The sequence below is a fragment of the Massilia sp. CFBP 13721 genome, assembly GCF_014842025.1.
Taxonomy (GTDB): Bacteria; Pseudomonadota; Gammaproteobacteria; order Burkholderiales; family Burkholderiaceae_D; genus Telluria.
This window is the reverse complement of the sequence record NZ_JACYUY010000009.1, coordinates 31,345-50,498: the sequence shown is the minus strand read 5'-3', so window position 1 is coordinate 50,498 and position 19,154 is coordinate 31,345. Positions and strand designations below refer to the sequence as shown.

General features: G+C 66.1%; 18 protein-coding genes. 9 read left to right on the top strand and 9 right to left on the bottom strand.

The window, feature by feature from the left end:
- Positions 1-89: 89 nt before the first annotated feature.
- On the bottom strand, positions 90-758 hold the full coding sequence (locus IFT60_RS26940; RefSeq protein WP_307729679.1) for a winged helix-turn-helix domain-containing protein: 669 nt from the start codon (positions 756-758) through the stop codon (positions 90-92).
- A gap of 863 nt (positions 759-1,621) precedes the next feature.
- Positions 1,622-1,993 carry a cupin domain-containing protein gene (locus tag IFT60_RS10910; RefSeq protein WP_192051997.1) on the bottom strand — a complete coding sequence of 124 codons (372 nt, stop codon included), beginning with the start codon at positions 1,991-1,993 and terminating at the stop codon, positions 1,622-1,624.
- Positions 1,994-2,278: 285 nt separating this feature from the next.
- Between IFT60_RS10910 and IFT60_RS10905 the strand changes: the two genes are divergently transcribed.
- Positions 2,279-2,482 (top strand): hypothetical protein, encoded by a 204-nt coding sequence (locus IFT60_RS10905; RefSeq protein ID WP_192051996.1) that lies wholly within the window; start codon positions 2,279-2,281, stop codon positions 2,480-2,482.
- A 19-nt stretch (positions 2,483-2,501) separates the two neighbouring features.
- Positions 2,502-2,909 carry a nucleoside diphosphate kinase regulator gene (gene rnk, locus IFT60_RS10900; RefSeq protein ID WP_192051995.1) on the top strand — a complete coding sequence of 136 codons (408 nt, stop codon included), beginning with the start codon at positions 2,502-2,504 and terminating at the stop codon, positions 2,907-2,909.
- Positions 2,910-2,914: 5 nt separating this feature from the next.
- Here the strand turns inward: rnk and IFT60_RS10895 are convergent, their stop codons facing one another.
- Complete coding sequence (locus IFT60_RS10895) at positions 2,915-3,526, bottom strand: response regulator transcription factor (RefSeq protein ID WP_192051994.1); 612 nt, start codon at positions 3,524-3,526, stop codon at positions 2,915-2,917.
- Positions 3,523-5,109, bottom strand: a complete 1,587-nt coding sequence (locus IFT60_RS10890) for an ATP-binding protein (protein WP_192051993.1) — start codon at positions 5,107-5,109, stop codon at positions 3,523-3,525. Before IFT60_RS10890 ends, IFT60_RS10895 begins: the two co-directional genes overlap by 4 nt.
- Before the next feature lie 169 nt (positions 5,110-5,278).
- Here IFT60_RS10890 and IFT60_RS10885 point away from each other — a divergent pair, with 169 nt between their 5' ends.
- From IFT60_RS10885 to IFT60_RS26935, 6 genes are all read left to right on the top strand, one after another.
- The gene (locus IFT60_RS10885) at positions 5,279-5,659 is read left to right on the top strand and encodes an HPF/RaiA family ribosome-associated protein (RefSeq protein ID WP_192051992.1); all 381 of its coding nucleotides are present in this window, start codon (positions 5,279-5,281) and stop codon (positions 5,657-5,659) included.
- A gap of 76 nt (positions 5,660-5,735) precedes the next feature.
- Positions 5,736-6,731, top strand: a complete 996-nt coding sequence (locus IFT60_RS10880) for a universal stress protein (RefSeq protein WP_192051991.1) — start codon at positions 5,736-5,738, stop codon at positions 6,729-6,731.
- Positions 6,652-7,179: a hypothetical protein gene (locus IFT60_RS10875; protein WP_197986291.1), complete on the top strand. Its 528-nt coding sequence runs from the start codon at positions 6,652-6,654 to the stop codon at positions 7,177-7,179. The genes IFT60_RS10880 and IFT60_RS10875 overlap by 80 nt, the downstream gene beginning before the upstream one ends.
- A gap of 68 nt (positions 7,180-7,247) precedes the next feature.
- Entirely contained in the window at positions 7,248-7,547 is a 300-nt protein-coding gene (locus IFT60_RS10870) for an antibiotic biosynthesis monooxygenase family protein (RefSeq protein ID WP_192051990.1), read from the top strand.
- Between the two features lie 8 nt (positions 7,548-7,555).
- Positions 7,556-8,236: an SOS response-associated peptidase gene (locus IFT60_RS10865; protein ID WP_192051989.1), complete on the top strand. Its 681-nt coding sequence runs from the start codon at positions 7,556-7,558 to the stop codon at positions 8,234-8,236.
- 13 nt (positions 8,237-8,249) lie between these two features.
- Positions 8,250-9,557 (top strand): VWA domain-containing protein, encoded by a 1,308-nt coding sequence (locus tag IFT60_RS26935; protein WP_192051988.1) that lies wholly within the window; start codon positions 8,250-8,252, stop codon positions 9,555-9,557.
- Here IFT60_RS26935 and IFT60_RS10855 read toward each other — a convergent pair.
- The 3 genes from IFT60_RS10855 to IFT60_RS10845 all read right to left on the bottom strand — a co-directional run bounded on the left by IFT60_RS10855 (position 9,549) and on the right by IFT60_RS10845 (position 14,081).
- On the bottom strand, positions 9,549-11,195 hold the full coding sequence (locus tag IFT60_RS10855) for a mechanosensitive ion channel family protein (protein ID WP_192051987.1): 1,647 nt from the start codon (positions 11,193-11,195) through the stop codon (positions 9,549-9,551). The genes IFT60_RS26935 and IFT60_RS10855 overlap by 9 nt on opposite strands.
- Positions 11,196-11,319: 124 nt before the next feature.
- Positions 11,320-12,660: an NAD(P)-binding protein gene (locus IFT60_RS10850; protein WP_192051986.1), complete on the bottom strand. Its 1,341-nt coding sequence runs from the start codon at positions 12,658-12,660 to the stop codon at positions 11,320-11,322.
- Positions 12,657-14,081 (bottom strand): FAD-dependent oxidoreductase, encoded by a 1,425-nt coding sequence (locus tag IFT60_RS10845; RefSeq protein WP_192051985.1) that lies wholly within the window; start codon positions 14,079-14,081, stop codon positions 12,657-12,659. Before IFT60_RS10845 ends, IFT60_RS10850 begins: the two co-directional genes overlap by 4 nt.
- Before the next feature lie 234 nt (positions 14,082-14,315).
- Between IFT60_RS10845 and IFT60_RS10840 the strand changes: the two genes are divergently transcribed.
- A complete protein-coding gene (locus tag IFT60_RS10840; protein ID WP_192051984.1) occupies positions 14,316-15,773 on the top strand; it encodes an NAD-dependent succinate-semialdehyde dehydrogenase in 1,458 nt (485 codons plus the stop codon).
- 64 nt (positions 15,774-15,837) lie between these two features.
- On the opposite strand, the gene IFT60_RS10835 is transcribed toward IFT60_RS10840, so the two are convergent.
- A complete protein-coding gene (locus tag IFT60_RS10835) occupies positions 15,838-17,349 on the bottom strand; it encodes a CitMHS family transporter (protein WP_229510809.1) in 1,512 nt (503 codons plus the stop codon).
- A 360-nt stretch (positions 17,350-17,709) separates the two neighbouring features.
- Positions 17,710-19,152 (bottom strand): sensor histidine kinase, encoded by a 1,443-nt coding sequence (locus tag IFT60_RS10830; protein WP_192051982.1) that lies wholly within the window; start codon positions 19,150-19,152, stop codon positions 17,710-17,712.
- Between the last annotated feature and the right edge of the window lie 2 nt (positions 19,153-19,154).

Below are 19,154 nucleotides of genomic sequence, written 5' to 3'. Positions count from 1 at the left end.
TCCAGCTGGGCGCGTGGGCGCCCGGTGGAGCAGGTCCGGTTTTCAATGCGCAGGCGGGCGCGGCGCCGTACGGGCGCCCCGCCGGGGAATCAGCAGTGCTCCAGCTCGCGGGACAGGGCCGGCGCCTTGGCGGGTTGCTTGAGGATGTGGAAGCGGTAACCGACGTTGTGGACGGTCTGGATGAAGGTTTGCCCGCGGTGTTCGATCTTGGCGCGCAGGCGCCGGATGTGGACGTCGACCGTGCGTGCCCCGCCGTCGAACTCGTAGCCCCAGATACGGTTGAGCAGGGCTTCGCGGGTAAACACCTTGTCCGGATGCGCGGCCAGGAAGCGCAGGATCTCGTATTCCTTGAACGTCAGGTCGACCGGTTCATCGTCGATGTAGGCCTTGTGCACGCCGAGATTGATCCGCAGGTTGCCGGCAACTAGTTTGTTATCGCTCTGGAAGCCGGTCTTCTGGAAGATGGCGCGCCGCATGCGGGCGTTCACTTCGTCGAACGGCGCCGGATAGACGATGAAGTCGTCCAGGCCCATGGAAAAGTCGAAACTGGGCAGCTGCGGGCTGGCGGTCAACCCGATTGCGGCGATGCCGCCAGGCATTTGTTCCGATTTCAAGAGCGTGCGGATGCCCGCGGTGTTTTGCGCTCCGAATACACTGAACATCATGATCGCGGGCCGCTTCGATTGAACCGTTTCCAGCACCCGGTTCAAGGAAATGTGCGCCGCACTGTAGCCCGCTATTTCCAGCGCTGGGGCCATGGAACGGACTTCTTCGGAGGCATCGACTAACAAGATATTTTTCATGGCTTTGATTTTTCTCAATGCGGGGAGAACTCAGCGTAGCAACGATATGTTACGAAGATATTTCGGCTGGAACAAACAAAATGGAATTCGCACGCCATTGGTTTTATTAACTGGCGTGTATTCGCCAGCCATCCGCGCAGCGAAATAAACCAAGGCGCATACCTGTCATATAGAGTGTGAATAGGATGAAATGACGGGTCCGGCGGCGCCTATTGCGACGGCGCGTCGGCTTACTAAGTGTGAGTATTGGAGAGTGCGATAAAACAACTCATCCATACGCAAAGCGAGCGATTGTCGCGATCGCGCGGGGCTATGAAGGGATGGGCGGCTGCTGCTCCCGCTCACCGGTACCACTAATAGAAACTATTAGGAATAAAAGCGCAATTAATTCGATGTATTTACTTGATTCTCTACTGCAATAAGTCTTAACAATTGAATTAAATCCCGTCACTGACGTTTTATCAAGAGATTATAACTTGTTAATCTTAATCGTCAGTTAATAAGGCGGTTCCGGTGTCGGAAACGGAAACTATTGGAAACCTGCCGCTGATTATCCCGGTATATTCAAATAGTGCTCTGCGGTATCATATCTATGATTGAATGAAAGGCCGCGATTGGCAAGTTTATTAACAAGTATATTTTGTAAATATTAATCGCTGGGCAATGGCAGAGCTGAATGCATTTATATTATCATTGCCAAATAATGCATCTTGTACGGATAGCCATACGGCTAAGTGCGTACGATTACCGCGGGCGGCATGCGTCGCCCCTGCGGCGCCCGGCAGGAGGGAAAGCGACGGCAGCGGCGGCAAGCCCTGTTAGAGCGGGCGCAGCTGTTCTTCGAGGGAGCGGGTGCGCGCGGTCTGTACAGTACCCGTATGCAAGGTCGACTTCTTTTCGATCAGCATGACCAGGCACTCTTCGTCGGCCACCGGATTGTGTTGCACCCCTTTGGGGACCACGAAAGTGTCGCCTTCGGCCAGTTCGACATTCCCCGCCTTCATTTCGATGCGCAGCCTGCCCTTGAGGATGTAGAACAGCTCGTCCTGTTCGTCATGGCTGTGCCACGCCAGCGTGCCTTTCAGTTTCGCCACCTTGACGAAGGAATCGTCGAGCTCGGCAACGACACGGGGCGACCACAGTTCCGCTAGCGATTCGGCGACGATTTTGGGGGAGCAGACAGAGGACATGAAACACCTTTCATGAGATGAAGCCGGAAGGCCGGCGCCGGACGATCGTTGGTCCTGCATGCGCCGCTACATGAGCCGATTCATGAGCCGATGCATGCGTCATCGATTATTGGTTGAGCGTTAAGTAATTGCAAGCGCGGCCTGGGCGGCGGGAGGAGCGAGACAAGGCAGCGTTTGGCGGCGGCGCTCAGGGTTTCCCTTACGCGCGACACGGATGGCAGCGGCCGGGCACATCGTCATAATGCACGATGAACAAGCCGCTTTACTGCAAGAAGGGAAAGTCCGATGAAACGCGAAAGCACAACACTCGAACGCGACGCGGCGCTGCATGCAAAGTCACGCATGGAACGCCGCAGCAAGCGCCGCATCGCCAAGACCATCGTCGCACGCGGCCTGCGCCGGCGCCGGGGCCTGGCACGCGCCGTGCTGTCGGGCGGCGTGGCCGCTGCAATCGCCACCATGGCGACGCTGTACGAAGCCACGCTCTAATCCCGTGATGGAGTTTCTTATGCGCCAACCAAACCCGATCGTGTCCTCGCGCGACCTCGAACGAATCGAGGCGCTGCTCGATGCCATGCCCGCGCGCACGCTGCCCGGCAAGGAGGCGCTGGTCGATGAACTCGACCGCGCCGACATCCGGCCGCCGCACGAGATGCCGCCCGACGTCGTCACGATGAATTCGACGGTGCGCTTTGCAATGGCGCTGCCGCGCAAGGAATTCTGCCTGACCCTGGTGTACCCGCAAGATGCCGGTTGCGCGGACCGCATCTCGGTGCTGGCGCCGGTCGGCAGCGCGCTGCTGGGCCTGGCGGCGGGGGACACGATCGAATGGCCGACCCCGCGCGGCGGCAAGCTGCGCCTGGACGTCCTCGAAGTGGTGGCGCAGCCCGAGCGCGAGGGCGATTACCTGCGCTAAAGCGCCTATCCCGCGCCGTACTGCAGGTGCTGGCGCACCAGGTCGGCGACTGTCGGCGCTTGCAGCTTTTCCATCATGCGCGCCTTGTGCACCTCGACAGTGCGCACGCTGATGCCGAGGTCGCGCGCGATCTCGCGGTTATGGCGGCCGGCCACCACCAGTTGCATGACTTCGCCTTCGCGCGGGGTCAGGCTGGCGTGGCGCCGCGCATAGTCGGCATGGGCCGGGCCGGCGCGGCTGTCGCTGGCCTGGCGCAGGAAGGCTTCCTCGATCGCCGCCACCAGTTGCGCTTCGCGCAGCGGCTTTTCCAGGAAATCGACCGCGTCGGCCCGAAACGCTTCGCGTGCCGAGTCGACGTCGCCATGCCCGGTGATGACCAGCACCGGCAGGCGGCAGCCGCGTTCGCGCAGCGTCTTTTGCAGGGTCAGGCCATCCATGCCCGGCATGCGGATGTCGAGCAGCATGCAGCCACACATGGCCGGCGACCACGCGCGCAGGAAGGCTTCGGCGTCGGCAAAGAAGGCCGTGCGGTAGCCATGCAGGCTCAATAGCAGGCCCAGCGCATCGCGTACGGCGGCGTCGTCGTCGACGATGTAGACGGTGTTTTCAGTGGTCATGGCGTTCCTTTCCCAATCGGTTCCTTGTCCGCGCGCGCCGGCAATGTCAGTTTGAATGCGGCCTGGTGCCCCGGTTCCGCCACCAGGGCACCGCCGTGGGCTTCGACGATCGAGCGGCTGATCGCCAGCCCGAGTCCGAGGCCGCTCGACTTGAGCGAGACGAAAGGTTCGAACAGCCGCTCGCGCACCTTGTCGGCGATGCCAGGACCGTTGTCGGCGACGCGGATCCAGACCAGGTCACCCCCCGTGCCCGCATCGACCGTGATGCGGCGCGGCGCCTCGGCAGGCGTTTGCTCGAGCGCCTGCAAGGCATTCGCCAGCAGGTTGCGCAGCACGATGTCGAGCTGGATGCGGTCGCCCAGCAGCGGCGCATCCGGAAGCGGCTGCACTTCCAGGGCGACTCCGGCGGCGCGCGCCTGTTCGGCAAACGCGCCGACGCTGTCCTCTACCAGCTGAGCCAGCGACAGCGCTTCGAGCGCGATCGCGCCGCTGCGGAAGAATTCGCGCAGGCGCCTGAGCACGTTGGCGGCGCGCTGCGATTCTGCCGCCATCGCATCGATGGTCTTGTGCAGCAGCGGGTCGCCGCCGTCGCGCAGCACCAGCCGCTGGCAGGCGCTGCCATAGGCCGAGAGCGCGGTCAGGGGCTGGTTCAGCTCGTGCGCCACGGCGGCCGCCATTTCGCCGGCCGCGGCCAGGCGCAGCGAGTGGCGCAGCTCGTCGCTGGCGCGGCGGGCCAGGTCGACCGCGATGCCGATCAGGAAGCCCGACAGGATCAGGGTCAGCACCAGCATCTGCAGGTTCGGCATCTGCTCGAGGTGGGCCACCGGCCACAGCGCCGCGACCGTCACACCGGCTTCGAGCACGACCGCGGCGGTGACCGCGCCGGCCATGCCCTGGCGCGAGGCGGCCCAGGCCAGCGGCAGCATCAGCAGGTAGTAGGCCAGCGAGGCCGGGGCCGGGCTTTGCAGCGCGATCGCCAGCACCAGCGCGATGACGGCCGTGTAGGCGAGCGTTTCGCGGGTACGCACCCGCGCCAGGAAATCGGCGCGCAGGTCGGGGTCGAACAGGCAGCAGGCGGCCGGCACCAGGGCCAGCATGCCCGCGGTCTCGGCGATGGCGTAACGCGTCAGCACGTCGATCCAGTGCAGTTGCGTGCCCGTGCCGCGCACGGTGGCCGCATACAGCAGGGCGCTGGTCAGGCTGCCCAGCGCCACCATGCCGGCCCAGAGCAGCATGCCGCGGTGGCTGGCAAACAAGGCGCTGCCCGGCAGGCGGCTGCGCGTGAATGCGGCCAGCGCCAGGTACACCGGCAACGGCAGCAGCCCCGCCAGTAGCGACAGCCCCGGCTGCGCCGGCAATGCCGGCGTGATGCTCGCGGCCAGCAGTGCAGCGACCAGCAAGGGCGCCAGCACCTGCCTGCCATGGCGGACCAGCGCATACAGCGCCAGGCCGGCGGCCGGATGCCAGACCGGGGCGATAGCCTGGTAACGGGCTTCCGGCCCGCTCAGCATGTCGCAGGCGACGTACGCCGCCACGAAGGCGCAACCGTACCAGATCGAGCGGAGGGCGGGCAGGCCGGCCATGGCTTCTTTCGTCAAAGGTGGATGCCCGCATTATCGCCGTAGTTAGCCCATGAGCGCACTAAGCGAAACCCTTACGGGGAGTGGCGAATGGCCAAGCGCCGCCGGATGGGCGAGACTTGAGCCTGGCCACGGATGTGGTCCCGTCCAACGAACGAGACAGGAGAATGCCATGGAAGTCCATCTGCTTGCTAAACCGTTTCCCTTGACCCCGGCCCTGCGCGGCTATGCCGAACGGCGCCTGCGCGCCGGGTTCGCGTTTGCGCGCGACCGGATCGGTGACGTCGTGGTGCGCCTAGGAGACCTCAATGGCCCGCGCGGCGGACAGGACATGCTGTGCCACATCCTGGTCGCCGTGCCCGGACGGCCGACGCTGGTGGTGCGCGACGTCCATGGCGACCTGTACACCGCGATCGACCGCGCCGTCAAGCGCGCCGCCTACAAGGTGCGCCAGATGGTGGCGCAGCGGCGCTACCTGGAACGTTGGGGCCATCGCAGCCCGGCCAGGACAAGACGCGCGCCGGTGCCGGCCCTGGCCGAGGCAGACGGCTGATGCAGCGGGACGCACGGCAGGCGGCGCCGCTTGGGCCGCGCCGAAAATCATCCATCAATCATGAAGGAGTACGCTTGTGTTATACGGCATCCTGGTGGCGACCGCTTTTTCCGACCGGTCCGCCGACCCGCAGCGCCGCGCCGCCATGCTGGCCGCGGCGCACGCATCGGAATCGTTCGAGGTCCTGTCCGTCGTCGCACCAGGCGCGATGGGCCGGCTGTGGCAGCTGTCCAGCGCCGGCCGGACGCTATGGCAGCGGGCCAGGCGCCACCTGATGCACCAGGCCACGCGCCTGCGCAGCGCCTTCGGCGTGCGCTGCAAGCCGCTGCTGGGCGCGGGCAGCCTGGCGCGGCAAGCCATGGCGCGGGTCGATGCGACCCGGCCCTGCCTGGTGGTGCTGGGCTGGCATGCGCCATCCTGGCTGGGTCGCCTGCGCAATGCCTGGACCTTCGCCACGGTGGCCCGCCGCAGCCGGCGCCCGGTGCTGGTGGTGCGTAACCCGGCGCTGCGGCCCTATGCGCGGGTGCTGGTGGTAACCGACTTTTCCGAGGCCGCGCTCGGCGCCGTGCAGGTCGCGCTGCGTTGCGCACCCGGTGCGCACTTCACACTGCTGCACGCGCTCGACACCGGGATCGAAGGCACCATGCGCCGCGCCGGCGTGGCCAGCCACGTCATCGAGCGGCACCGACAGAAGGCACGCACGGCCGCCCGCGCCGCGTTCGGGCGCTTCGTCGAGCGGCTGGAATTGCCGGGTACGCGCTTTTCGCTCCTGATGACGCCGCACCCGGAGCGCGTGGCATTGTCCGTCCATGCCGTTGGCGCGGCGCCCGACCTGATCGTGGTGAGCGGGCGGCCATGGGGCATTCCAGGCGGGCTGCCCGGCATCTCGGCCACCCACGAAGCGCTCGCGGCCACGTCCTGCGACCTGCTGCTGGTGGCGCCGGCGGAGGAGGGTGTTACACTGCCGCCCTTACCTCGAAGTGTCGCATGCCATGACCAACAAAAAACCATCCCGCTCGGACAACCCGGCCGGGCGCCCGGAGAACCCCTTCCTCGACGTCGGGTTCTATGACCGCGTGCGCGACTATACCGAGCGCGACGCCACCTTCTCGAAAGAGCTGAAAGCGATCGCCGACCGCGGCGCCGGCAAGGCGAGCACCGACGCGCGCTTCGCGCCATCGCTGGAACTGCTGCGCGGCGTCGTGAAAAAAGGCGTGTCCCTGGACGACATGTTGGCGCGGATCGTCGCGGGAACCGAATCGGGCCTGTGGGAACCGTGGCTGGCCGCCTTCGGCATCGAACTGCGCGGCGTCAGCTACGTCAAGGGCGAAGCGCGCAACGCGCGCCTGGCGCTGGACCTCAGCCTGGGCGCCAAGGCCAATCCCCTGTTCGCCAACGCCGGCATGCGCAACTGGCGCAGCCTGGTGGCGGAAGACTGCGCCCAGCTCCAGATCGACAAGCCGACGGTCGACACGCCTGCCAAAGCCTGGGCCATTTTCTTCCTGGACGCGGCGGAGTAAGCACGCCGCCGAGCCGTGGCATAATCGTCATCCGATGCGCACGGTGCGCACGCAAACAAAGGACGGCGATGGTACTCGAGAGTGCGGAACTGTTGATCAAACCCGGCATGGAAGCCGAATTCGAAGCCGGCGTACGCCAGGCGACGCCGCTGTTCCAGCGCGCCCGCGGCTGCGCCGGCATGCAGCTGCAGCGCGGCGTCGAGAACCCGCAAGCCTACCGCCTCCTGGTACGCTGGGACACCGTCGAGGACCATAACGTCCATTTCCGGGGCAGCGCCGATTTCCAGGAGTGGCGCCGCCTGGTCGGCCACTGCTTCGATGGCGCACCGAACGTCAGCCACCTGGAAACGGTGTTCGAAGGTTTCTGAGCCAGGCCATGTGCGTCAATTACCAGCCTCCCACGCCCGGGCAATTGGCCACGCTCGAGGCGTTCACCGACCTGCCGCGTGACTGGCACTGGCCGGAAGAAACCTGGAAGGATTATCTGGCCCCGATCCTGCGCGCCCGCCCCGGGCGCCGCCCGGCCGCGCGCCTGGCGAGCTACGGCATGGTCCCGCGGCACCAGATCGGACCCGGGATCAAGGCCTTCGACACCATGAACGCGCGCGCCGAATCGCTGCACGAACGGCGCTCGTTCGCCACGGCCTGGCACCGCCTGCAATTGTGCGCGGTGCCGATGGCCTGGTTCTACGAACCCTGCTACGAGAGCGGCCGCGCCGTGCGCCATGCGATCGGCATGCGCGACGAATCTCTCTTCTACGTCGCCGGACTGTGGCGCGACTGGCAGGAAGAGGACGGGCGCGTCGCCACCTCGTTCACCCAGATCACCATCAACGCCGACGAGCATCCGCTGATGCGGCGCATGCACCGGCCCGGCGACGAAAAGCGCTCGCTCGTGATCCTGCCGCACGAGGATGTCGGCGCCTGGCTCGGCTGCCGCAGCATCGACACCGCGCGCGGTTTCCTGCGCCACTATCCGGCATCCGGCATGCGCGACTGGCCGGCGCCGGGTGTGCACAAGCCGGTGGAACCATCGCCCAACCTGGAGCTGTTCTGACCGAGGAGACACGATGAAGCAAATGACACGCGGGGAGCGCCTGCCGCTGGGCGCCTTTGCCGCCGATGGCGTGGTGCAGGCCGGCTTGTCCGCGCGCGGACTGGCGCTCGACTTTGCCTGTTTCGGGCTCGATGCGACCGGCAAGCTGGCCGGCGAGCCTTACATGACCTTCTTCAACCAGCCGTGCACGCCCTGCGGCGGCGTCGCTGTCGAGGAGGACGGCTTCGTGTTCCAGTTGGGGCGGCTGCCGGCGACGGTCGAACGGGTGGTGATCACCGCCAGCATCGATGGCGGCGGCGTCATGTCGCAACTGCAGGCGGGGACGCTGCGCCTGGCGAACGGCTCGGGTGAATTTGCGCGCTTCGATTTCGCCGGACAGGACTTCGCGGCCGAGCAGGCCGTGATGCTGGGCGAGCTGTACCGCAAGGATGGCGGCTGGCGTTTCATGGCCGTCGGCCAGGGTTTCAATGGCGGGCTGGCGGCGCTGGTCGGGCATTTCGGGGCGGATGTGGCGCAGGCCGTGACCCCGGCGCCGGTGCAGGCGAAGGCGCCCGCGGTCAGCCTGGAGAAGCGCGTCGAGCAGGCAGCGCCGCAACTGGTCAGCCTGGTCAAGTCGGCCGGCGTGTCGCTGGCCAAGGTTGGCCTCGCGCAGCACCGCGCCCGGGTCTGCCTGGTGCTCGACATCTCCGGCTCGATGAGCAGTTTGTACCGCAAGGGACTGGTGCAGGCCTTCGCCGAACGGATCCTGGCGCTGGGCTGCCGCTTCGACGACGACGGCGCAATCGATGTCTTCCTGTTCGGGCGCAGCGTCCACAAGGGCGAGCCGATGGGCCTGAGTAACTGGTCGCGCTACGTCGGCCAGATGATCGAGCGCCATCCGCTCGAGGGCGATACCCGCTACGGCGCGGCGATGGAGGCGGTGCGCCGCCATTACTTCCCCGATGCCGGCGGCGGCGAGCGCAAGACGCCCTGCAAGGCGGCGCTGCCGGTGTACGTGATGTTCGTCACCGACGGCACCACCTCGGACAAGCCGCTGACCGAGCGCCAGCTGCGCTGGTCGAGCCGCGAACCGATCTTCTGGCAGTTCATGGGGATCGGCAAGGGCAAGAAGTCGAAGAGCAAGCGGCTGGCCAACTTCGCCGACTCCGATTTTCCCTTCCTCGAAAAACTCGACGAACTCGATGGCCGCCTGGTCGACAACGCCGACTTCTTCGCGGTCGCCAGTCCCGACGAACATTCGGACGACGCCTTGTACGACCTCCTGATGACCGAGTATCCGGGCTGGCTCAGGCTGGCGAAAGGCGCCGGATTGTTAAGCTGAGCGGCGCTGAGGAACATCCTGGCCGGCCTGCGCAGGCGGACGGGAGGCGAGCGCTTCCAACTGGTCAGGCGAAAACACGATCGTCTGGGTCTGGAAGGCCAGCTTGATGTCGGCCGCCTCCAGCCGTTCGTAGATCGTCAGCAGCAGTTCTTCGCGAATCAGCACGCTGGCATCGAATTCACGCACGTCGATGTACGAGAACACATCGATGTTGAACGCGCGCTCGGTGATCTTGGCCAGGTTGGCGCGCGCGCCCTCGGCGATCTTCTCGTGTCCTGCCAGCACGCCCTGCACGATGGCGATCGCTTCCCGCAGCTTGGTCGACGAGACGCCATAGTCCACCGCGATGACCGGATTGAATAGGAAGCGCTCGCGCGGCGCGAAGTTCTCGATCTGGCGCGCCGACAAGTCGCCGTTGGGAATGGTGACCACGGTGCGCTCGCCGGTGCGGATGCGGGTCGAGCGGATGCCGATGTCCTCGACCGTGCCGATCACGTCGCCCACCTTGATGAAGTCGCCCACCTGGGCCGGGCGGTCGGCGATCACGGTGACGCTGCCGACCAGGTTTTCGACCGTCTTCTGGGCGCCCAGCGCCAGCGCGATACCACCGATCCCGAGCGCGGCGATACCGGTGGTGACGTCGATGCCGAAAGTGTCGAGAATGCCGATCCCGGAAAACACCAGCAGCAAGACCTTCGCCGTGCGCCGCAGCAGGGTAATCACCGACACCACCTGGCGCCGCTGGTGGCGCTGCATGCGCACGATCGCCAGTTCCGCGATCGCGTCGACCAGGCGCAGGCCGAACCAGACAAAGGCGATCACGAACACGATGCCGGTATAGCGCAGCAGGGTCTGGCGCGCGACGATGGCGACCGGCAGCCGCTCGACCCAGTTCAGGAACACGATCACGGCGACCAGGAGGCTCAGCGGCGGCAGCGCCGCCTCCAGGAAGCGGTACAAGCCGTTCGCAGTCGGATCCGCGACCATGCGCCGGATCGCCGCAACCACCAAGGCCGCCACCATCCACAAGCCGCCGAAGATGACGACCGCCAGACCGACCAGCAGCGCCCAGTCCTTCAGGGGCGCGCCGGCGACGATGTATTTGTCCGGTTCCTGGGTCGGCGCCGCGGCGCGCTGCTTTTCCGCGGCGGCGATCTGGCGCGCCGTGTCCTGCGAGATGCGCCACACCTGCTGGCCGGCTTCCTCGCTGCGGCTTAGGATGACCGGCATCTTCTTGTCGCCGACGGCGATGTGGCCGACTTCTTCCTGGTCGAGCGGCAAGTCGTCGTCGATCTTGCCGACGGCCTCGTTCGACAGGGCGACGTAGGGTTCGAGCGAGCCGCCGTTGTCCAGCAGCGTCTGGAAGGCGCGCGCCTGGATGGCAGCGTTGACGCGCTGGCGGTTGGTGTCGCCGGGCAGGTCGAAGAACTGGGCGGCGCGGTCATAATCGTGCTCGGCCAGCGCCTTGATCAGGTTCGAAACCATCGAGCGCGGGGTTTCGCGGCCGAGCGGGTCGGGCAAGGCTGCGGGCGCGGCGGGGGCGGCCTCCGGTTCGCCGAGCTGGAGCGCACTTGCCGGCACGGCAAGCGCGGGCAGGAGCAGCAGCAGGAGGAACAATCTGTGGAAAATGAAACGCATACTCAAAACATGTCCTTTGACTGAGGATGAACAGCCGCGAAAAGCGTCGGACAGAAGAGTCTAGCATTGACGCGCCTGCCGGCCCGCACCCTTGCCGTAGCGGATCAGGCCGGTGCGGAAGTCCTCAAAAAAAGCGCTCGACCAGGTCGTAGCTGAATTCGACGCCGAGGGCGTTGCCGGTCAGGCTGAGCAGCTGGCCCGTGTGATAGGTACGCGACTTGCCCTGCAGCGCGTCGATCCGGTCGAACACGCCACCGCGTACCAGCGCCGGATCGAAAGTGGCGCCGAAGTCGGGCCAGTACTGCATGCGCAACCATTCGGTGATCCGCGCCCCGTACTGTTCGCGGAACATGCGCTCGGCCGACGCTTGCAGGGTGGCGACCGCCCCGGCCCCGGTCGGACAGGCGGCGAACATGCAGCTATACAGCGTGTGTCCTTGCGCGACCTGCGCTTCCGGTACCGCAAAGGCCATGTGCGGCGGGGCGTCGCCGCTGGTGAAGCTGTCCGGATACCAATGCACGCCATCGACCGGGCCGCCGCTGGCGATAAAGGCGCCGCGATAACCAGGGCGGTAGCCGACGCCGGTGAACAGCACGCGCTCTTCCTCGGTCGCGTCGATGCGCGCGGCAATCTTGTCGAAGCCGCATGACAGGATAAGGGCGTCGAAGTGGCGCGAACCGGCAGGGGTCACGATCTCGACCGACTCGGCCGTCCGGCGTATGCCGGTGATGTCCGCATTCAGGACGACCTCGAAGTTGGCCGCGACCCGCTTCCATAATTCCTGCATGCCTTCACGGACGGGCCGGTAGGTGCCGTCGATATACCGCATCGGGAATACCAGCGTCGCATACAGGGCCTTGAACAGCAGGTAGACGGGTACCTCCTTTTCCCTGGTCTTGTTGTTGAGCGTGAGCGCGCTGACCAGCATCGCCAGCAGCCGCTCGCCGATGAAGCGGAATCCGCGCGCATCGACCCATTCCCGTACGTTGACCGTGGTTTCGTCCCAATGGCGAAAACCGTGAAAGCCCGGCCTGGCGAGACGGCGGTAGCGCCACAGGTACCAGCTCAGTTTCGCCACGTCGGCGGCGATGGCGGGCAGCTTGATCAGCGGCGCGCCGAAGTAGTACTTGAGGAAGTTGGCAAACTCGCTGGCGTGGATGTAGCTGTAGGCGTAGATGGCCTTCGGCTGGTCCTGCAGGATGCCGCGCCCGAAATGCAGGCCATAACGGGCGAACAGGGCGTCGAGCTTGCGCGAACTGGTCGGCTGGACGCTGCCGAGGTCGTAGACGATGCTGCGTCCGTCCGGTGTCGTGTAGCTGCCTGTCAGTACCTGGCCGCCGACGCGTCCCGCGCGTTCGTAGACGACGATGTGGCGGTAGCCTTTTTCGCGCAAGGCTTCGGCGGCGGCCAGGCCGCCCGGTCCGGCACCCAGGATGGCGATGCGTTGGTCGGGTCGGTTCTTCATCGGGGCAGCGCGTTAGTAGGGAAATGGGAGGCGACAAACTTGCCGGCATATTCGAGAATGGTGGGAACACCCACGCCGAAACAGTGCTCGCCCGAATAATAGATGCCGTCGCGGCCCTGGTACTGCTGGACCTGCGCGACGTCGCCGGCGCTGTGCTGGCCGGTCGTGAAGTTGTACGGCCAGGCGAAATCACGCCAGCTCACCACGCGCCTGAGTTGCAGGTGGAAGCGCCGCAGCGAGCTGCGCAAGGCCTCGATGCGCTGCGCTTCGCTTGTGGCCGGGTCGAGGTAGACGGCGCTGCAGATGAGATCCGAGTCGGCGAATTCCTTGGCCACGTAATTGAGTTCGCCGTTGACCAGCATGGCGGAGGTGGCGAAGCACAGGCGATTTTCGCCGTCGATCACGATCGCCTGCTTGCCGAAACGGCGTTCGTCCCACTGCTCGACCTCGAACGCCCAGGTGCGGATCGTGCGTTCGAGCCGGAGCGCGCCGAAGACGCGGCGCGGGTCCGGCAGGTAGCTGAGCGCGGCGATGGCGGGCGGCGGACAGCAAAAGATCAGGGCGTCACAGTGGGTACTGGCGCCGTTGACCGTGAGCGTGAGTCCCTGCACCGTCTTGCGCAGGTCGGAGACCAGGCTGCCGTATTCCACCCGCAAGCCGTAGTGCGCCACCAGCCGCGGAAACAGCGCCCCGTACCCTTCTTCGATCGTGACATAGCTCGATGCCGCCGGCGCCAGGTCGAGGAAGGCGGCCAGCTCCGCGTTGCCGCGCCGCGTCCACTTCAGGAACTGGCGCAGGCCGGGCCGCGTGAGCAGGGCGTGCAGGAAGGGCGCGGCGAAGTGCATGCGCGACATCAGCACCACGCCGGCCGGCAGCGTGTGCGCCGGCCCCTGGTTGAACAGGTCGACCAGGTATTTGGTGAAGACGCCGAAGGATTGCACATCGTGGCGCGCCGCCCACTCGGCGACCGTTTCGCCCGGGCGCAGCAAGTCGGTCTGCCAGGCCCCATCGGTGAATGGACTGCGGCGGATTGCCAGCAGCAGCTCGCAGGCGCGTGCGAATTCGCGCAGGATGCGCAGCTTGCCGAACGCACGCATGAAGTGCGGGACCTTCATCGCACGCCTGCGCGTGAAGTCGTGGAACACAGGTTCGGGAAAACTGCGCAGCGTCAGTCCAGCTTCCTCGATCAGCGCCTTCAGCGGCGGATAAACGCCCGCATGCGCCAGGCCCACCGCGGGAATCACCTTGGTCGACAGGTCGAACTGGTGGCCATCGTGGGCGAACGAGGCCGTCAGGCTGGCGACGTGCCCGGCCTGTTCGTACAGGACCACGTTCGCATAGCCACGCTTTTTCAATTCGATGGCGGTGAAAATGCCGGAAACGCCGGCGCCGATGATGGCGATGCGTGCGCTTTTATCCATGGTGTCGATTGGTATGCATTGACGGGCGACGGCCTCGTGCGGGTGCAACAAGGTAACCGCCTGTCGCCTTATCAACAAGCTCATATTGTTGGCGCTTGTAAATGTGACGCATTTTCGTCACAGGAACGGGCCAAGCATGCACGCCGGCGCGCCCGGGTCGCCGTGGCCACTCCCTGCACGCCGCGCGTGTACAGGTTACTATCTCGCTTTACCCAACACAGGAAACCAGCCGCCATGACCGCTTCCAGTTCCCCCACCAGCTACCCAGACACCCGCCTCCTGATCGCCAACGAATGGATCGACGCCACCGGCGGCAAGACGATCCCGGTCGTGAACCCGGCCACCGGCCAGCCGATCGGTACCGTCGCCCACGCCTCGATCGCCGACCTCGACCGCGCGCTGGCCGCCGCCCAGGCGGGCTTCGAAGCATGGCGCGCCGTGCCCGCGGCCGAACGCGCCGCCACCATGCGCCGCGCCGCGCAGCTGCTGCGCGAACGCGCCGGCGACATCGCCCGCCTGCTGACCCAGGAACAGGGCAAGCCCCTGGTCGAAGCCAAGGGCGAAGCCATGGCCGGCGCCGAGATCATCGACTGGTTCGCCGCCGAAGGCATGCGCGTCTATGGCCGCATCGTCCCGTCGCGCAACCCGGCCGCGCAGCAGCTGGTGCTGAAGGAACCGGTCGGCCCGGTCGCCGCCTTCACGCCTTGGAACTTCCCGATCAACCAGATCGTGCGCAAGCTGGGCGCGGCGCTGGCAACCGGCTGCTCGTTCCTGTGCAAGGCGCCGGAAGAGACCCCGGCCTCGCCGGCGGCGCTGCTGCAGTGCTTCGTCGACGCCGGCGTGCCACCCGGCGTGGTCGGCCTGGTGTTCGGCGATCCGGCCGAAATTTCCAGCTACCTGATTCCGCACCCGGTCATCCGCAAGGTCACCTTCACCGGCTCGACCCCGGTAGGCAAGCAGCTGGCCGCCCTGGCCGGCGCCCACATGAAGCGCGTGACGATGGAACTGGGCGGCCATGCGCCGGTCATCGTCGCCGAAGACGCGGACGTGGCACTGGCGGTCAAGGCCGCCGGTGCCGCCAAGTTCCGCAATGCCGGCCAGGTGTGCATCTCGCCGACCCGCTTCCTGGTGCATAACGCGATCAAGCAGGAATTCACGCGCGCCTTTGTCGAGCATGCCGAACGCCTGAAGCTGGGCGACGGCCTGGAAGAAGGCACGACCCTGGGGCCGCTGGCCAACGCACGCCGTATCAGCGCCATGGCGAAGGTGGTCGAGGATGCGCAGGCACGGGGCGCCATCGTCGCCACCGGCGGCAAGCGCATTGGCGAGACCGGCAACTTCTTCGCGCCGACCATCCTGGCCGACGTGCCGCTGGAAGCGAGCATCTTCAACGACGAGCCGTTCGGCCCGGTCGCCGGCATCCGCGGCTTCGACAGCCTGGAAGACGCGATCCAGGAAGCCAACCGCCTGCCGTACGGCCTGGCCGGCTACGCGTTCACGCGCTCGATCAAGAACGCGCAGATGCTGATGAACCGCATGGAAGTGGGCATGCTGTGGATTAACCAGCCGGCGACGCCGAGCGCCGAGCTGCCGTTCGGCGGCATCAAGGATTCGGGCTACGGCACCGAAGGCGGTCCGGAGGCGATGGAAGGCTACCTGAACACCAAGGCGGTGTCGATGGTCGGCATCTGAGTTCTACGCAGCCGGAAATGACGAAAGCCCCTGGAATCCAGGGGCTTTTTTTATGCATCCAGCGTTATGCGTTGCCCATGAACGGAATCACGCCGAAAACGACCGCCGCCACCAGCATCACCAGCGCCGCGCTGATCGACCAGATCAGCGTGTAGCGCTGGTGGTCGCCGAATTCGACGCCCGACATCCCGACCAGCAGGTAGGTCGACGCCACCAGGGGGCTGAGCAGGTGCACCGGCTGGCCGATGATCGAGGCGCGGCCGATCTCGGCGGCGCTGATGCCGTAGACGGCGGCGGCCTTGGCCAGGATCGGCACGACGCCAAAATAAAAGGCGTCGTTCGAGATGAAGAAGGTGAACGGAATGCTCAGCACACCGGTGACGATGGCCAGGTAAGGCCCCATCCAGGCCGGCACGGCGGCGATCACGCTGGTCGCGATGGCGTCGACCATCTTGGTGCCCTGCAGGATGCCGACGAAAATACCCGCCGCGAAGATCAGCGACACCACCGGCAAGACGTTGGTCGCATGCGAGGCGATGCGCTCCTTCTGCTCTTCCAGCCCGGGGTAGTTGATCATGATCGCGATGGCGAAGAAGATCATGAACAGCACCGGCAGCGGCAGGGCGCCCATGATCAATAATCCCATCAGGGCGGCGGTGAGGGCGAAGTTCACCCAGATCAGTTTTGGCCGCTTGATGGAAGCGTCGCCACCGTCGAAGCCTGGCCCGGCGCTGTTACCGGAGCTACCGCCGGAGCCACCGCCGGCGCTGGCAGTCATACTGGTATCGGCAGTGCCAGCGATGAAGTGCACATTGCTATCCGATGCGGCGGCACCTGCATGCGCAGTCCACTGGCCGGTGGTGCCGTTCATCTCTCCGGCGACCGGAACCGCGGCGTAGGCCGGCTGCAGCACGCTGACCTGCGCCGCCTTTTTCACCTTCACCTGTGGGATCTCGCTGAGGAAGCCGACGCGCTTGCGCTCTTTCATGCCCAGCACATAGGCAACGAACAGCACCCAGCCCGCGGTCACCGCCATCGGCAGGATCATCGGCACGAAGATGTCGCTCACTTCCACGCCCAGGGCGCTGGCCGCACGCGCCGTCGGGCCGCCCCAGGGCAGGATGTTGAAGACGCCCCCGGCGAGCATGATCACGCAGGCCAGCGTCAGCCGGCTCATGCCGAGGCGCTTGTACAGCGGCAGCATCGCCGCCACCGTGATCATGTAGGTAGTGGCGCCGTCGCCGTCGAGCGAGACGAACATCGCCAGCGCCGCCGTGCCGACCACGATCTTCATCGGGTCGCCGCCGACCAGCTTCAGGATGGTGCGCACGATCGGGTCGAACAGGCCGGCGTCGATCATGACGCCGAAGTACAAAATGGCGAACATCAGCATGACGCCGGTCGGCGCCAGGCTCTTGATCCCGGCCAGCATCATCGGCCCGAGTTCGGCGCCGAAACCGCCGATCAGCCCGAAGGCGATCGGCACGACGATCAGGGCAACCAGCGCCGGCAGGCGCTTCGTCATGATCAGGAACATGAACACTACGACCATCGAATAGGCCAGGGCGGTCAACATCATCATTCTCCTTGCAGTGCGGCGCCCGTTTGGAGGCAGGTCCGCCGTTGCTCTTTGCGGGAGGCGCGTCGGGGTTGGCGAAGCCGGGCCTGCGTGGTGCAGGACAGGGCATGGCACCGGGACACGCCGCCGGGCCGGCGCGGTGTGCGCCGGTCCGGCTTACGGGTCGATCAGGCGTGCGCCGTCACGTGGTGCCAGGGATGGCGGGTACTTGCGGGGCAGTGCGCTGCCGGGACGGCTGGCGTGGAAGGTAGGTGTTCATGCTGTCTCCGATTGTTGTCATCGTGATGGATTGCTCTTTTGTGCCAAGGATAGGCACCCTTGGCTTTCAATCAGCTTTCAGACAGCTATCAATCAAATTCAGTGCATGGCTTCGCATGCGGGAAACAGCACGCTGACCTTCAGGCCGAGGCCGGCTGCGCCGGGAGCGAGCGCCAGGGTGGCCCCGTGCATGGTGGCGATGTCGCGCACGATCGCCAGCCCGAGGCCGGTGCCGCCGGGATTAGCGTCCAGCGTGGCCTGGGCGCGATAGAAGGGCATGAAGACCTTGTCGTATTCCGCTTCGTCGATGCCGGGGCCGCTGTCCTGCACTTCCAGCAGGACGCCGCCGCCATGGCGGGCTATACACAGCAGCACGCTGCCGCCCGGCGGCGTGTAGCGGATCGCATTGTCGACCAGGTTCGCTACCAGTTCGTGCAGCAGCAGTTCCTGGCCGTTGACGGTCGCGTCCTCGCCTTCGGCCGCTTCCAGCGCCAGGTCGATGCCGCGCGTGACGGCCGGCAGGGCCATTTCCAGGCCGACCTGGCTGGCCACCGCCGCCAGCGACACCGGCCCCATGTCGGCGCTGCCGCTGCCGTGTTCGATACGCGCCAGCGTCAGCAGGCGGTTGGCCAGGTGGATGGCGGAATCGGTGGTGCCGGCGATCGAGCCGACGATGGCGCGCATCGCGGCGGCGTCGTTTTCGCGCAGGGCCAGTTCGGCCTGGGTCTTGAGCACGGCCAGCGGCGTGCGCAGCTGGTGCGAGGCGTCGGCGATGAAACGGCGCTGGCTGGCGATCAGGTCCTGCATGCGCGCCATGGTGCCGTTCATCGCCGCCACCAGCGGGCGCACCTCCTTGTGCACCAGCGCCTCGTCGATGTTCGACAGGTCCGACAACGCGCGCGTCTCGACCTCGTTCTTCAGTCGCATCAGCGGGCGCAGCACCAGCCGCACGGCGAACCACACCAGGCTTGCCACCGCCAGCACCAGCAGCGCCTGGCGCAACAGGGTGCCCACCAGGATGCGCCGCGACAGCGCATTGCGCGCGTCCAGCGTTTCGCCGACCTGGATCAGGGCGATGCCGCGCATCGAATCGTCGTACACCGGCTGCAGCAGGGCGGCGATGCGCACCGGCTCGCCGTTGTAGTCGGCGTGGTAGAAGCGCACCAGGGCCGGATACAGGTCGCTGCGCGGCACGTTCTGCGGCACCGGCGGCAAGTCCTCGTAACCGGAGACGGTCTCGCCTTCCAGCCCGGTGACCTTGTAATAGATGCGGCCGAGGGTGTCGGTCTCGAAGCTGTCGAGCGCGACATAGGGCACGTTGGCCACCACCTTGCCGTCGCGGACCGAAACCCGTTCGGCCAGCGCGCGGGTGGAAGCCAGCAGCGAGCGGTCGTAGGCCACGTCGGCGGCCTCGAGCGCATCGCGGTAGAGCGACACGGCGTTCAGCGCGACCAGCGCGACCAGCGGCAGGATCAGCCAGCGCAGCAGCTGGCCGCGCAGGCTGCCGGGCGCTTTTGAAGGCGGGGAAGCGGGAAGGGCCATGG

Excerpts from the sequence above, each read along its gene's own strand:
- IFT60_RS26940 (WP_307729679.1), bottom strand. The coding sequence starts at position 758 with ATGGCCCCAGCGCTGGAAATAGCGGGCTACAGTGCGGCGCACATTTCC.
- IFT60_RS10910 (WP_192051997.1), bottom strand. The coding sequence starts at position 1,993 with ATGTCCTCTGTCTGCTCCCCCAAAATCGTCGCCGAATCGCTAGCGGAA.
- IFT60_RS10905 (WP_192051996.1), top strand. The coding sequence starts at position 2,279 with ATGAAACGCGAAAGCACAACACTCGAACGCGACGCGGCGCTGCATGCA.
- rnk (WP_192051995.1), top strand. The coding sequence starts at position 2,502 with ATGCGCCAACCAAACCCGATCGTGTCCTCGCGCGACCTCGAACGAATC.
- IFT60_RS10895 (WP_192051994.1), bottom strand. The coding sequence starts at position 3,526 with ATGACCACTGAAAACACCGTCTACATCGTCGACGACGACGCCGCCGTA.
- IFT60_RS10890 (WP_192051993.1), bottom strand. The coding sequence starts at position 5,109 with ATGGCCGGCCTGCCCGCCCTCCGCTCGATCTGGTACGGTTGCGCCTTC.
- IFT60_RS10885 (WP_192051992.1), top strand. The coding sequence starts at position 5,279 with ATGGAAGTCCATCTGCTTGCTAAACCGTTTCCCTTGACCCCGGCCCTG.
- IFT60_RS10875 (WP_197986291.1), top strand. The coding sequence starts at position 6,652 with ATGACCAACAAAAAACCATCCCGCTCGGACAACCCGGCCGGGCGCCCG.
- IFT60_RS10870 (WP_192051990.1), top strand. The coding sequence starts at position 7,248 with ATGGTACTCGAGAGTGCGGAACTGTTGATCAAACCCGGCATGGAAGCC.
- IFT60_RS10865 (WP_192051989.1), top strand. The coding sequence starts at position 7,556 with ATGTGCGTCAATTACCAGCCTCCCACGCCCGGGCAATTGGCCACGCTC.
- IFT60_RS26935 (WP_192051988.1), top strand. The coding sequence starts at position 8,250 with ATGAAGCAAATGACACGCGGGGAGCGCCTGCCGCTGGGCGCCTTTGCC.
- IFT60_RS10855 (WP_192051987.1), bottom strand. The coding sequence starts at position 11,195 with ATGCGTTTCATTTTCCACAGATTGTTCCTCCTGCTGCTGCTCCTGCCC.
- IFT60_RS10850 (WP_192051986.1), bottom strand. The coding sequence starts at position 12,660 with ATGAAGAACCGACCCGACCAACGCATCGCCATCCTGGGTGCCGGACCG.
- IFT60_RS10845 (WP_192051985.1), bottom strand. The coding sequence starts at position 14,081 with ATGGATAAAAGCGCACGCATCGCCATCATCGGCGCCGGCGTTTCCGGC.
- IFT60_RS10840 (WP_192051984.1), top strand. The coding sequence starts at position 14,316 with ATGACCGCTTCCAGTTCCCCCACCAGCTACCCAGACACCCGCCTCCTG.
- IFT60_RS10835 (WP_229510809.1), bottom strand. The coding sequence starts at position 17,349 with ATGTTGACCGCCCTGGCCTATTCGATGGTCGTAGTGTTCATGTTCCTG.
- IFT60_RS10830 (WP_192051982.1), bottom strand. The coding sequence starts at position 19,152 with ATGGCCCTTCCCGCTTCCCCGCCTTCAAAAGCGCCCGGCAGCCTGCGC.